Source organism: Mesorhizobium sp. WSM4842 (assembly GCF_055901575.1).
Genome location: NZ_CM148372.1, coordinates 3,784,874 through 3,798,800 on the forward strand (window position 1 = coordinate 3,784,874; position 13,927 = coordinate 3,798,800).

Annotated in this window: 12 protein-coding genes; all 12 read left to right on the forward strand. The window is 62.3% G+C overall.

The window, feature by feature from the left end:
- The first annotated feature begins 420 nt into the window (after positions 1–420).
- The 12 genes from AC0NIE_RS18310 (at position 421) to nuoN (ending at position 13,926) form a co-directional block, all read left to right on the forward strand.
- Positions 421–1,746: an NADH-quinone oxidoreductase subunit E gene (locus AC0NIE_RS18310; protein WP_473485347.1), complete on the forward strand. Its 1,326-nt coding sequence runs from the start codon at positions 421–423 to the stop codon at positions 1,744–1,746.
- Positions 1,747–1,756: 10 nt separating this feature from the next.
- Positions 1,757–3,061: an NADH-quinone oxidoreductase subunit NuoF gene (nuoF, locus tag AC0NIE_RS18315; RefSeq protein ID WP_473485348.1), complete on the forward strand. Its 1,305-nt coding sequence runs from the start codon at positions 1,757–1,759 to the stop codon at positions 3,059–3,061.
- A gap of 106 nt (positions 3,062–3,167) precedes the next feature.
- Positions 3,168–3,863 carry an NADH-ubiquinone dehydrogenase gene (locus AC0NIE_RS18320; RefSeq protein ID WP_473485349.1) on the forward strand — a complete coding sequence of 232 codons (696 nt, stop codon included), beginning with the start codon at positions 3,168–3,170 and terminating at the stop codon, positions 3,861–3,863.
- Positions 3,864–3,937: 74 nt separating this feature from the next.
- Positions 3,938–6,019 carry an NADH-quinone oxidoreductase subunit NuoG gene (gene nuoG, locus AC0NIE_RS18325; RefSeq protein ID WP_473485350.1) on the forward strand — a complete coding sequence of 694 codons (2,082 nt, stop codon included), beginning with the start codon at positions 3,938–3,940 and terminating at the stop codon, positions 6,017–6,019.
- A 2-nt stretch (positions 6,020–6,021) separates the two neighbouring features.
- Complete coding sequence (gene nuoH / locus AC0NIE_RS18330; RefSeq protein ID WP_473485351.1) at positions 6,022–7,065, forward strand: NADH-quinone oxidoreductase subunit NuoH; 1,044 nt, start codon at positions 6,022–6,024, stop codon at positions 7,063–7,065.
- The gene (gene nuoI / locus AC0NIE_RS18335) at positions 7,065–7,556 is read left to right on the forward strand and encodes an NADH-quinone oxidoreductase subunit NuoI (protein ID WP_473485352.1); all 492 of its coding nucleotides are present in this window, start codon (positions 7,065–7,067) and stop codon (positions 7,554–7,556) included. Before nuoH ends, nuoI begins: the two co-directional genes overlap by 1 nt.
- A 233-nt stretch (positions 7,557–7,789) precedes the next feature.
- Positions 7,790–8,410, forward strand: coding sequence for an NADH-quinone oxidoreductase subunit J (locus AC0NIE_RS18340; RefSeq protein ID WP_473485353.1), 621 nt, complete (start codon positions 7,790–7,792; stop codon positions 8,408–8,410).
- Positions 8,411–8,412: 2 nt separating this feature from the next.
- Positions 8,413–8,673: a hypothetical protein gene (locus AC0NIE_RS18345; RefSeq protein WP_123151865.1), complete on the forward strand. Its 261-nt coding sequence runs from the start codon at positions 8,413–8,415 to the stop codon at positions 8,671–8,673.
- Positions 8,674–8,680: 7 nt separating this feature from the next.
- Positions 8,681–8,989 carry an NADH-quinone oxidoreductase subunit NuoK gene (gene nuoK / locus AC0NIE_RS18350; protein ID WP_473485396.1) on the forward strand — a complete coding sequence of 103 codons (309 nt, stop codon included), beginning with the start codon at positions 8,681–8,683 and terminating at the stop codon, positions 8,987–8,989.
- Positions 8,990–9,000: 11 nt separating this feature from the next.
- A complete protein-coding gene (nuoL, locus tag AC0NIE_RS18355) occupies positions 9,001–10,974 on the forward strand; it encodes an NADH-quinone oxidoreductase subunit L (protein WP_473485354.1) in 1,974 nt (657 codons plus the stop codon).
- Entirely contained in the window at positions 10,974–12,470 is a 1,497-nt protein-coding gene (locus tag AC0NIE_RS18360; RefSeq protein ID WP_473485355.1) for an NADH-quinone oxidoreductase subunit M, read from the forward strand. The genes nuoL and AC0NIE_RS18360 overlap by 1 nt, the downstream gene beginning before the upstream one ends.
- Before the next feature lie 19 nt (positions 12,471–12,489).
- Entirely contained in the window at positions 12,490–13,926 is a 1,437-nt protein-coding gene (gene nuoN / locus AC0NIE_RS18365; protein WP_473485356.1) for an NADH-quinone oxidoreductase subunit NuoN, read from the forward strand.
- Position 13,927: the final 1 nt, after the last annotated feature.

The following is a 13,927-nucleotide window of genomic DNA, read 5'->3' on the forward strand; positions in this document are numbered from 1 at the left end:
GTTAATCTTCACTGCTGTCGCATGGCACCCTGCATATGCATTCGAGTGCGGGGCGTCTATCGATGCTTCCGATCTCGTGAAGCAGCACTTCAAGCGGAGCTACGTCACGCTTGGCATGCAAGAAAGTGCGACAGCTGAATCTGCCGATGTCGATGCTTTCTATTTCAAGAGAGATACGTGCGAGTGTAGCGTCGCAGCGCCGGATGGCGCGAGTTTCTCTAAGGCGGAAGTATCAGCAGCCGCTTCCGGCAAAGCAGGGCTCGTGCGGCTAGTCGCTCGATTGACTGGCAAGTCCGGCGTTTGCCCGCCTGTCATGACAAATTCGCCGACTTTCCACTGTTTCGACGGTACGGCGAAACTTTGTAAGGAGGCTGCAGCAAGATGACGAACCTATACGTGTTTGGTGAGGTCGATCGCTAGATGTCAGTCCGCCGTCTCGCAGAAGCCAGCCTCCAGCCAGCCGCCTTCGCCTTCAACCGGGCGAATGCGGCAGCGGCGAAGCAATGGATCAAGAAATATCCGAAGGGCCGCGAGCAGTCGGCGATCATCCCCTTGCTGATGCTGGCGCAGGAGCAGGAAGGCTGGGTGACCAAGGCGGCGATCGAGACGATCTCCGACATGCTCGGCATGCCCTATATCCGTGGACTCGAAGTCGCGACCTTCTACACGCAGTACCAGCTCAATCCGGTCGGCACCCGCGCGCATATCCAGGTCTGCGGCACCACGCCCTGCATGCTGCGCGGCTCGGAAGCGCTGATGGATGTATGCCGCTCGAAGATCCATCACGACCAGTTCCACACCAACGACAAGGGCACGCTGTCGTGGGAGGAGGTCGAATGCCTTGGCGCCTGCGTCAACGCGCCGATGGTGATGATTTTCAAGGACACGTTCGAGGATTTGACCCCGGAGCGGCTTGCCGAGATCATCGATCTCTATGACGCCGGCAAGGGCGCCTCGGTGAAGCCGGGGCCGCAGAACGGCCGCATCACCTCCGAGCCGATCACCGGCCTGACGACACTGAAGAGCGAAAAGGCGATCCTGAAGACGACCCGCGACAGGGAAGCCAAGGCAGCCGCCAAGGCCGCCAGGGAGGCAGCACCAGCGGCAATTGTCGCGACGCCAGCCGCTCCGGCCGTACAGGCACCGGCTGCCCCCGTTGCGCCGTCGAAAGCCAGCAAGCCGAAGACCGATGCGCCCGAAACCAGCCCGGCGCTGGAGACGCCTTCTCCGGCAAAGGTCGCACCAGAGACGGAAAAGGCGGCGAGCGTCAGAGCACCGCGGCATTCGGCCGCCAATGCCAACAAGGCCGCGCCGGAAGTCGAAAAGGTTTTGAAACAGCGCAGCGGTCCGATAGTCAAGGCTGAGCCAGCGGCTGCTTTCAAGGCGCCGGAAGCCAAGGGCACGCAGCTCGGCGCTGCCGGTAAGACGGCCGCCGCGAAGACGACCAATGCCAAGCCTTCGCTCGAGGACAAGAACCGTCCGGCCGGCATCGCAAGGCCGGCACTGGTCGACGATCTCAAGCTGATCTCGGGGGTCGGCCCGAGAACCGAAGGCGTCCTGCATTCGCTTGGCATTTTCACTTATGCGCAAGTCGCGTCCTGGAAGAAGGCCGAGCGCGAGTGGGTCGATGGCTACCTCAGCTTCCACGGCCGCATCGAGCGCGATGACTGGGTCAAGCAGGCCAAGGCGCTGGCCAAGGGCGGGGTCGCCGAATATATCCGCGTCTTTGGCAAGAAACCGGTCTGAGGGACGAACAATGCTTCAGGACAGAGACCGCATCTTCAACAACATCTACGGCCGCTTCGACAAGTCGTTGGCCGGTGCGATGGCGCGCGGTGCCTGGGACAACACGCCCGGCATCATCGCCAAGGGGCGCGACTGGATCGTCAACGAGATGAAAGCCTCAGGCTTGCGCGGCCGCGGCGGCGCCGGCTTTCCGACCGGGCTGAAATGGTCGTTCATGCCCAAGCAGAGCGACGGCCGGCCGAGCTATCTCGTCGTCAACGCCGACGAATCCGAGCCCGGCACCTGCAAAGACCGCGACATATTGCGCCACGATCCGCATACGCTGGTCGAGGGCTGCCTGATTGCCGGCTTCGCCATGGGCGCGATCGCCGCCTACATCTATGTGCGCGGCGAGTTCATCCGCGAGCGCGAGGCGCTGCAGCGCGCCATCGACGAGGCCTATGAGGCCAAGCTGATCGGCAAGAACAACACGTCCGGCTACGATTTCGACATCTACGTGCACCATGGCGCCGGCGCCTATATCTGCGGCGAGGAAACGGCGCTGCTCGAAAGCCTCGAAGGCAAGAAGGGCCAGCCGCGGCTGAAGCCGCCATTTCCGGCCAATGTCGGCCTGTATGGCTGCCCGACGACGGTCAACAATGTCGAGTCGATCGCCGTGGCGCCGACCATTTTGCGCCGCGGCGCTGCCTGGTTCTCGTCCATCGGCCGGCCCAACAATGTCGGCACCAAGCTGTTCTGCATCTCCGGCCACGTCAACAATCCGTGCACCGTCGAAGAAGCGATGTCGATCCCCTTCCGCGAGCTGATCGAGACGCATTGCGGCGGCATTCGCGGCGGCTGGGACAATCTGCTGGCGGTCATTCCGGGCGGCGCCTCGGTGCCGCTGGTGCCGGCGGAGCAGATCATCGACGCGCCGATGGATTTCGATGCGCTGCGCGACCTGAAATCGGGCCTCGGCACGGCGGCTGTCATCGTCATGGACAAATCGACCGACATCGTGAAGGCGATTGCCCGGCTTTCCTACTTCTACAAGCACGAGAGCTGCGGCCAGTGCACGCCGTGCCGCGAAGGCACCGGCTGGATGTGGCGGGTGATGGAGCGGCTGGTGCGCGGCGAGGCGCAGAAGCGTGAGATCGACATGCTGCTCGACGTCACCAAACAGGTCGAAGGCCACACGATCTGCGCGCTGGGCGATGCGGCGGCGTGGCCGATCCAGGGCCTGATGCGGCATTTCCGTGGCGAGGTCGAGCGACGTATCGACGAGTTTTCGCGCAACGCGCACCGCGCAGAGCCGGTGATGGTGGCGGCGGAATAGAGACGAATTCGAAATACGGGCGAATGCCCGATTGGAATGCGGGCGCATGCCCGATTTGATGGAATAGGCCGGGGTATACGGAAGAAACGACCAGGAGAGACCACCTATGTCGCTGAATTCGAGACTCAATCATTTGATGCCAGATTTGGACCCGTTCGAAAAAATGAACCAGGACCTGACCAGGATGATGCCGAAGGAGATGGCCAGCGCCGTCAATCTCCTGGCGCACCCTGTCGCGGGTGCGGCAGCGATGTCGGCGCTCGGCATCGGGCTTGCCAATCATGCCTTCGGGGTATGGATGGGCGTGCTCTCGGGCGCCGCCGAGGCCTCGCAGCGCATGTTCCAGCCGGTGGTCGACGATTTCGATGCCAGGGTCGAACGCTTTTCGGCGGCAGGGACAAGCTCCTCGACCAAGGCGCGGGCGGCGACGAAAACCCTGATCGCCGAGGCGCAGTCCTTCGCCAAGAACGTGAATGACATAGCGGCGAACAGCATGGATGGTGCACGAAACGTAACGGATGTGGATGCGGCCGCCGCTCCGGCCCGGTTGATGCCCGAGGATTTCAAGCGGCCCAAGGCTATGGATCGTCCGGAAAATCCGGCCGACCTCAAGGCGATATCGGGCATCGGCCCGAAGCTGGAAGAGGTGCTGAACGGCTTGGGCATCTGGACATACGGCCAGATCGCGGCATGGACGCCGGAAGAGATCGCCTGGGTCGACGATTATCTGTCGTTCAAGGGCCGCGTCGGCCGCGACGACTGGCTTGGCCAGGCGGCGGTGCTGGCCGCGGCCAAACATTGAATTCAATGCCGGGCGCGGTTTCGGTTGCGCCCGGAAAGAAAGATTGCGGAATGTCCGCAGGGGTTTGAGACGACATGGCAAAGCTCAAGGTCGACGGGAAAGAGATTACTGTACCCGATCACTACACGCTGCTGCAGGCAGCCGAGGACGCCGGCGCGGAAGTGCCGCGCTTCTGCTTCCATGAGCGGCTGTCGATCGCCGGCAATTGCCGCATGTGCCTGATCGAGGTGAAGGGCGGGCCGCCCAAGCCGCAGGCATCCTGTGCCATGGGCGTGCGCGATCTGCGCCCGGGACCGAATGGCGAAACGCCGGAAATTTTCACCAACACGCCGATGGTCAAGAAGGCCAGGGAAGGCGTGATGGAATTCCTGCTGATCAACCATCCGCTGGATTGCCCGATCTGCGACCAGGGCGGCGAGTGCGACCTGCAGGACCAGGCGATGGCGTTCGGCGTCGATTCCTCGCGCTATCACGAGAACAAGCGGGCGGTCGAAGACAAATATATCGGGCCGCTGGTCAAGACGATCATGAACCGCTGCATCCATTGCACGCGCTGCGTCCGCTTCACCACCGAAATCGCCGGCATTTCAGAGCTCGGCCTGATCGGCCGCGGCGAGGACGCCGAGATCACCACCTATCTCGAAAGCGCGATGACCTCGGAACTGCAGGGTAACGTCATCGACCTTTGCCCGGTCGGTGCGCTGACCTCCAAACCATACGCCTTCCAGGCGCGGCCGTGGGAACTGACCAAGACCGAATCCATCGACGTGATGGACGCCGTCGGCTCGGCGATCCGCGTCGATTCCAGAGGCCGCGAGGTAATGCGCATCCTGCCGCGTACCAACGAGGCGGTGAACGAGGAGTGGATTTCCGACAAGACCCGCTTCATCTGGGACGGCTTGCGCACCCAGCGCCTCGACCGGCCATACGTACGCAAGAACGGCAAGCTGGCCCCGGCAAGCTGGGCCGAGGCTTTCTCCGCGATCAAGGAAGCGGTGTCGAGTACCGCACCCGACAAGATCGGCGCCATATCAGGCGATCTTACCGCCGTCGAGGAGATCTATGCGCTGAAGCTGCTGATGGCGTCGCTCGGCTCGAAGAACACCGACTGCCGCCAGGATGGTGCCGCGCTCGATCCGTCGCTCGGCCGGGCAAGCTATATCTTCAACCCCACCATCGAGGGCATCGAGCAGGCGGACGCGGTGCTGATCATCGGCGCCAATCCGCGCTTCGAGGCGTCCTTGCTCAACGCCCGCATCCGCAAGCGCTGGCGGGTCGGCAACCTGCCGGTCGGCGTCATCGGCGATGTCGGCGATACGCGCTACGACTATGAACAACTCGGCGCCGGAACGGAATCGCTGAAGGATCTGGCCGACGGCAATGGCAAATTCTTCCAGGTGCTGAAGAAGGCGACGCATCCGCTTGTTATCGTCGGTCAGGGCGCGCTGTCGCGCTCCGACGGCGCGGCCGTGCTCGGCCAGGCGGCGAAGCTTAGCCTGGCCGTCAATGCCGCGAGAGCCGACTGGAACGGCTTTGCCGTGCTGCACACTGCGGCGGGGCGTGTCGGCGGTCTTGATGTCGGCTTCGTGCCGGGCGAGGGCGGCAAGAACGTCGCCGGCATGCTGGGCGACATGGACGTGCTGTTCCTGCTCGGCGCCGACGAGATCGCCATGGCCAAGACCGGCGGCGCCTTCGTCGTCTATATCGGCACGCATGGCGACCACGGCGCGCACCGCGCCGACGTCATCCTGCCGGGCGCCGCCTATACCGAAAAGTCGGGCACCTACGTCAACACCGAGGGCCGCGTGCAGCAGACCAACCGTGCCGGCTTCGCGCCGGGCGATGCGCGCGAGGACTGGGCGATCCTGCGGGCGCTGTCGGATGTGCTGGGCAAGAAGCTGTCGTTCGATTCACTGCCGCAGCTTCGCGCAAAACTCTATGGCGAATACCCGCATCTCGCCCGCATCGACCAGGTCGCGGCCGGCAACGCTGACGATATCGCCAGGGTGGCGAAGCTCGGCGGGCGGCTGAACAAGGGCAACTTCACCTCGCCGGTCAAGGATTTCTACCTGACCAACCCGATCGCGCGGGCTTCCGCTGTGATGGCGGAATGCTCGGCGCTGGCGAAAAACGGCTTCAGGCAGGCGGCGGAATAAGCATGGACACCTTCTTCTCCTTCTACGTGCTGCCGGCGCTGGCCATCCTGCTGAAGTCGGTCGTGCTGATCGTCGTGCTGTTGATCTTCGTCGCCTACATCCTGTACGCGGACCGCAAGATCTGGGCGGCGGTGCAGTTGCGCCGCGGTCCGAACGTCGTCGGCCCATGGGGCACGCTGCAGGCTTTCGCCGACCTTCTGAAGTTTGTGTTCAAGGAACCAGTGATCCCATCCGGCGCCAACAAGGGCGTTTTTCTCCTGGCGCCGCTGGTGTCGGCGGTTCTGGCGATCTCGGCCTGGGCGGTGATCCCGGTCGATGAGGGCTGGGCGATCGCCAACGTCAATGTCGGCATCCTCTATGTCTTCGCCATCTCCTCGCTCGAGGTCTATGGCGTGATCATGGGCGGCTGGGCGTCCAACTCGAAATACCCGTTCCTCGGCGCGCTGCGCTCGGCGGCGCAGATGGTATCCTACGAAGTCTCGATCGGTTTCGTCATCGTCACCGTGCTGCTTTGCGTCGGCTCGCTCAACCTGTCCGATATCGTGCTGTCGCAGCAGGACGGGCTGGGCACACGGATCGGCCTGCCCAACACCTTCCTCGACTGGCATTGGCTGTCGCTGTTCCCGATGTTCGTCATCTTCTTCATCTCGGCGCTGGCCGAGACGAACCGCCCGCCTTTTGACCTTGTGGAAGCCGAATCGGAACTCGTCGCCGGCCATATGGTCGAATATTCGTCGACGCCGTTCCTGCTGTTCTTCCTCGGCGAATATGTCGCCATCGTGCTGATGTGCGCGCTGGCCACCATCCTGTTCCTCGGCGGCTGGCTGCCGCCCTTCGACTTCGCTCCCTTCACCTGGGTGCCGGGCCTGATCTGGTTCGTCCTCAAGGTCTGCCTGGTGTTCTTCATGATCTCGATGGTGAAGGCCTTCGTGCCGCGCTACCGCTACGACCAGCTGATGCGGCTCGGCTGGAAGGTCTTCCTGCCGATCTCGCTGGCGATGGTGGTGATTGTCGCCGCGTTCCTCAAGATCACAGGGTTTGCGTGATGTCTGCTCTAGCCCAAGCCGCAAAGTCGCTGCTCCTGCAGGATTTCGCCAGCGCCTTCTTCCTGTCGATGCGCCAGTTCTTCGCGCCGAAGGAGACGATCAACTATCCGCACGAGAAGGGGCCGACCAGCCCGCGCTTTCGCGGCGAGCATGCACTGCGCCGCTATCCGAACGGCGAGGAACGCTGCATCGCCTGCAAACTGTGCGAGGCGATCTGCCCGGCGCAGGCGATCACAATCGAGGCCGGCCCGCGCCGCAACGACGGCACCCGCCGCACGGTGCGCTACGATATTGATATGGTGAAGTGCATCTATTGCGGCTTCTGCCAGGAGGCCTGCCCGGTCGACGCCATCGTCGAGGGGCCGAATTTCGAATTCGCGACCGAGACGCGCGAGGAACTGTATTACGACAAGGACAAGCTGCTGGCCAATGGCGACCGCTGGGAGCGCGAACTGGCGCGCAACATCTCGCTGGATGCGCCGTACCGCTGACATTTGACGCATGGACGAGGCGAAGGGCCTCGTTCAGAGGATGATCCCGAAAAGTTGCAGACTTTTCGGACAAGATCATCCTCCGGAATTGAAAGTGTCGCATGTTTCTTTTCGATCGGGTCTTTGAACCCGATCGAAACATGCGATAGGAACACGCAACTTGCCGACCGGAGGCGGTGGCAAAAATCGAACAGGACGAACGTCCTGTTCGGACAGGAACCCCGGGGGAACCCATGCTGAACGGACTAGAGGCGGCCTTTTTCTACCTCTTCGCCTTTGTCGCGGTGGCGTCGGCGTTCATGGTCATTTCGGCGCGCAATCCCGTGCATTCGGTGCTGTTCCTGATCCTGACCTTCTTCAATGCCGCGGGCCTGTTCATGCTGACCGGCGCTGAGTTCCTGGCGATGATCCTGCTCGTCGTCTATGTCGGCGCGGTTATGGTGCTGTTCCTGTTCGTCGTCATGATGCTGGACGTCGATTTCGCCGAAATGAAGGAAGGCGCCTTGCAATACGCGCCGATCGGCGCGCTGGTCGGGCTGATCCTGGCGGCTGAGCTGATCGTCGTGCTCGGCGGCTATACGTTCGCGCCGCAACTGGCCGCGACGGTTTCGAAACCCATTCCGGACCTTGCCGCGCGCTCGAACACGGCAGCGCTCGGCGACATCCTCTATACGGACTACCTCTACTATTTCCAGATCGCAGGCCTTGTGCTGCTGGTCGCCATGATCGGAGCCATCGTGCTGACGCTGCGCCACAAGCCGGGCGTCAAGCGGCAGTCGATATCAGCCCAGGTCGGCCGCACGCCGGCAACGGGAATGGAAATCCGCAAGGTCAAGACGGGCGAAGGAATCTGACAATGTTCGACCGTTTGAAGAAAAAATACTGGGGGGAGGAGATTTACTCCAAGTCAGTTGCTTCCGCCAAAAAGGCGTCGGTATTTGTCTGGAATCGCGATGGGAAATTGACGCTTAACATCAGGAGCCAGGACTTTTCCTACGTGCAGGCACCAGGTCGGAATGATGCAACAGTCACCTTCGAGGCTTCTGCAATAAACAGTCTGTTGGACGCCATCGTATCTGCGCGTTCAATCATTCAACAAACGCCGGGAAAGGTTTGATTTGGCCATGGTCGTCGGCATCGCACATTTTCTGACCGTATCGGCGATCCTATTCACGCTCGGCGTGTTCGGCATTTTTCTCAACCGCAGGAACATCATCGTCATCCTGATGTCGATCGAGCTGATCCTGCTCGCGGTCAACATCAATTTCGTCGCCTTCTCGGCAGCACTCGGTGATCTCGTCGGACAGGTGTTTGCGATGTTCGTGCTGACGGTCGCAGCGGCTGAAGCTGCGATCGGCCTCGCCATTCTCGTCGTCTTCTTCCGCAACCGCGGTTCGATCGCGGTCGAAGACGTGAACATGATGAAGGGTTGACGGAAACCACCATGTATCAGGCCATCGTCTTCCTTCCTCTGCTCGGCTTCCTGATCGTCGGCCTGTTCGGCACGTCGCTTGGCGCCAAGGCGTCCGAATACCTCACCTCCGGCTTGCTGGTGATATCAGCCGTGCTGTCGTGGGTCGCCTTATTCTCGGTCGGCTTCGGCGAGGGCGAAGTGTTCACCGTGCCGGTGCTGCGCTGGATCCAGTCGGGCGGGCTAGAGGCCGCCTGGGCACTGCGCATCGACACGCTGACGGTGGTTATGCTGGTCGTCGTCAACACGGTGTCGGCGCTGGTTCACATCTACTCGATCGGCTACATGCATCACGACCCGAACCGGCCGCGCTTCTTCGCCTATCTGTCGCTGTTCACCTTTGCCATGCTGATGCTGGTGACGGCCGACAACCTCGTGCAGATGTACTTCGGCTGGGAAGGCGTCGGCCTCGCCTCCTATCTCTTGATCGGCTTCTGGTACAAGAAGCCATCGGCCAATGCCGCCGCGATCAAGGCCTTCGTCGTCAACCGTGTCGGCGATTTCGGCTTCGCGCTCGGCATCTTTGGCGTGTTCGTGCTGTTCGGCTCGGTCAATCTCGGCACCATCTTTGCCAATGCGGCGACGTTCATTCCGGCCGAAGGCGCCCCCGAGGGCGCAGCCGTGCTGACCTTCCTCGGCTATGCGCTCGACAAGCAGGCTGCGATGACCGTCGTCTGCCTGCTGTTGTTCATGGGCGCTATGGGCAAGTCGGCACAGGTGCCGCTGCACACTTGGCTGCCGGACGCTATGGAAGGCCCGACGCCGGTCTCGGCGCTCATCCATGCCGCCACCATGGTGACCGCCGGCGTGTTCATGCTGGCGCGGCTGTCGCCGCTGTTCGAACTGTCGCATTCGGCGCTAATCGTGGTCACCTTCATCGGCGCCTTCACCGCCTTCTTCGCGGCGACCGTCGGCCTCGTCCAGAACGACATCAAGCGCGTCATCGCCTATTCGACCTGCTCGCAGCTCGGCTACATGTTCGTGGCGCTTGGTGTCGGTGCCTATGGCGCGGCGATCTTCCATCTGTTCACCCATGCCTTCTTCAAGGCGCTGCTGTTCCTCGGCTCGGGCTCGGTGATCCACGCCGTCTCCGACGAGCAGGACATGCGCAGGATGGGTGGCCTCAGAACGCTCATTCCGAAGACCTACTGGATGATGGTGATCGGTACGCTGGCGCTGACCGGCGTCGGTATCCCGGTGACGGTCATCGGCACCGCCGGCTTCTTCTCCAAGGACGCGATCATCGAAAGCGCCTTTGCCGCGCACAATCCGGTCGCCGGCCTTGCCTTCGTGCTGCTGGTCGTCGCCGCCTGCTTCACCAGCTTCTATTCCTGGCGGCTGATCTTCATGACCTTCCACGGCCAGCCGCGGGCGAGCCACGAGGTGATGCACCATGTCCATGAATCGCCGCCGGTCATGCTGGTGCCGCTGTTCATCCTGGCGGCGGGCTCGCTGTTCGCCGGCCTGATCTTCCATGGCGCCTTCATCGGCGAGGGCTATGCCGAGTTCTGGAAGGCGTCGCTGTTCACGCTGCCGGAAAACCATATTCTGCACGACATCCACGAAGTGCCGTTATGGGTGAAGCTGGCGCCGTTCATCGCCATGCTGATCGGCTTTGCGATTGCCTGGCAATTCTACATCCGCGCGCCGGAAATGCCGAAGAATTTGGCGGCGCAGCATCGCGGGCTCTACGCCTTCCTGCTCAACAAGTGGTATTTCGACGAACTCTACGACCTCCTGTTCGTGCGGCCGGCAAAACGCCTCGGCCACTTCCTGTGGAAGACCGGTGACGGCACCGTCATCGACGGACTTGGTCCGGACGGCGTTTCGGCGCGCGTCGTCGACGTCACCAACCGGGTCGTCAAGCTGCAGACCGGCTACCTCTATCACTATGCCTTCGCCATGCTGATCGGCGTTGCCGCACTCGTCACCTGGATGATGCTCTGATGAAGATCCTCTCGCTGGTCACCTTCCTGCCGCTGGTTGGTGTGCTGCTCATCCTGTTCGTGCGTGACGACAGCGAAAATGCCCGCCGCAACATCCGCGCCATCGCGTTGTGGACGACGAGCATCACCTTCATCATCTCGCTGTTCATCTGGACCGGCTTCGACAATTCGGAGCCTGGCTTCCAGTTCGTCGAGAAGTTTGCCTGGCTGGATTCCGGCATCTCCTACCATATGGGCGTCGACGGCATCTCCATGCTGTTCGTCATCCTGACCACCTTCCTGATGCCGCTGTGCATCCTGGCTTCGTGGGAATCGATCGAGCAACGCGTCAAGGCCTACATGATCGCCTTCCTGCTGCTGGAGACGCTGATGATCGGCGTGTTCTGCGCGCTCGACATCGTTTTGTTCTATGTCTTCTTCGAAGCCGGCCTGATCCCGATGTTCATCATCATCGGCGTGTGGGGCGGCAAGCGGCGCGTCTATGCCTCGTTCAAGTTCTTCCTCTACACGCTGGCCGGCTCGGTGCTGATGCTGCTCGCCATCATGGCGATGTTCTTCCAGTCCGGCACCACCGACATTCCGACGCTTCTGACGCACAACTTCCCGGCCACCATGCAGACCTGGCTATGGCTCGCCTTCTTTGCCTCCTTTGCCGTGAAGATGCCGATGTGGCCGGTGCACACTTGGCTGCCGGACGCGCATGTCGAGGCGCCGACCGCCGGGTCGGTGATCCTGGCCGCCATCCTGCTCAAGATGGGCGGATACGGCTTCCTGCGCTTTTCGCTGCCGATGTTTCCGATCGCCTCGGAGATGTTCGCGCCGCTGGTCTTCGCGCTGTCCGTGGTCGCCATCATCTACACCTCGCTGGTGGCGCTGATGCAGGAGGACATGAAAAAGCTGATCGCCTATTCGTCGGTCGCCCATATGGGCTTCGTCACCATGGGCATCTTCGCGATGAACCAGGAAGGCGTCCAGGGGGCGATCTTCCAGATGCTGTCGCACGGCCTCGTCTCCGGCGCGCTATTCCTCTGCGTCGGCGTCATCTACGACCGCTTGCACACGCGCGACATCGACGCCTATGGCGGGCTGGTCAACAACATGCCGAAATACGCTACCGTGTTCATGATCTTCACCATGGCCAATGTCGGCCTGCCCGGCACCAGCGGCTTCGTCGGCGAGTTCCTGACCATGCTCGGCGTGTTCCGGGTCAACACCTGGGTGGCGTTCTTCGCCGCCACCGGCGTCATCCTGTCGGCCGCCTATGCGCTCTGGCTCTATCGCCGGGTGATCTTCGGCGCGCTGACCAAGGACAGCCTGAAAGGCCTGCTCGACCTGTCGGCGCGCGAGAAGGTGATCATCTACCCGCTGGCCGCGCTGGTCATCTTCTTCGGCGTCTACCCGGCGCCGGTCTTCGACGCGACGGCCGAATCGGTCAAGGCGCTCGTCACCAATGTCACCGCATCCATCGACACCGCGCAGACCGCGGCGGCTAACTGACTGAGAGGTTTTGCGAACCATGACGCCGGACCTTCTCTCCAGCCTGTCGTTGTCGACACCAGAGCTGATCCTCGCCACTGGCGCCCTGGCGCTGCTGATGCTCGGCGCCTATTCGCGCGCCAACACCACCACCACGGTGAGCGGCCTTGCCGTCGCCGTCCTGGTGGTTGCCGGCGTCTGGACGATCTTTTCCACCGGGCAGGGCAACGCTTACGGCGAAGCCTTCGTCCAGGATCCCTTCGCCCGCTTCATGAAGGTGCTGGCGCTGATCGGGTCGGCGGTGACGCTGGTCATGTCGATGCGCTTCGCCAAGGCGGAGCATTTCGACAAGTTCGAATATCCGGTGCTGATCCTGCTGTGCACGCTCGGCATGATGCTGATGATCTCGGCCAACGGCATGATCGGGCTTTATCTCGGCCTCGAATTGCAGTCGCTGGCGATCTACGTGCTGGCGGCGATCAACCGGGACAATCTGCGCTCGACCGAGGCGGGTTTGAAATATTTTGTCCTCGGCGCGTTGTCGTCGGGCATGCTGCTGTACGGCATCAGTCTCGTCTACGGCTACACCGGCAACACCGGGTTCCAGGAAATCGCCACGGCGCTGGGCGGCGGCGAGCGGCAGCTTGGCCTCGTCTTCGGCCTGGTCTTCGTGCTGGCCGGTCTCGCCTTCAAGATATCGGCGGTGCCGTTCCACATGTGGACGCCCGACGTCTATGAAGGCGCGCCGACGCCGGTGACGGCCTTTCTCGCCGCGGCGCCGAAGATGGCGGCGATGGCGCTGATCGTGCGCGTCACCATGGGCGCGTTCAAGCCGATCGCCGCCGACTGGCAGCAGATCATCGTCTTCATCTCGATCGCCTCGATGGTGCTCGGCGCCTTCGCGGCTATCGGTCAGACCAATATCAAGCGGCTGATGGCCTATTCCTCCATCGGCCATATGGGCTACGCGCTGGTCGGCCTCGCCGCCAACAGCCAGGCCGGCGTGCGCGGCGTCGCTATCTACATGCTGATCTATCTGGTGATGACGCTCGGCACCTTCGCCTTCATCCTCGCCATGCGGCGCAAGGAAGGCAATGTCGAGCAGATCAGCGATCTCGCCGGCCTGTCGTCGACCAATCCGATCATGGCGACGATCCTCACCATCCTGATGTTCTCGCTGGCCGGCATCCCGCCGCTGGCCGGCTTCTGGGGGAAGTGGTACGTGTTCCTCGCCGCCATTAACGCCAACCTCTACGCGCTGGCGATCATCGGCGTGCTGGCCTCGGTGGTGGGCGCCTATTATTATCTGCGCATCATCAAGATCATGTGGTTCGACGAACCGGTCGGCGGCTTCGTGCCTATGGCGACCGAGCTTCGCGTCGTGCTCGGCGTCTGCGGCGCCTTCGTGCTGTTCTACGTGCTGATCGGCGGGCCGATCGGCACCTATGCCGAAGCCGCTGCCAAGACATTTTTCTGAC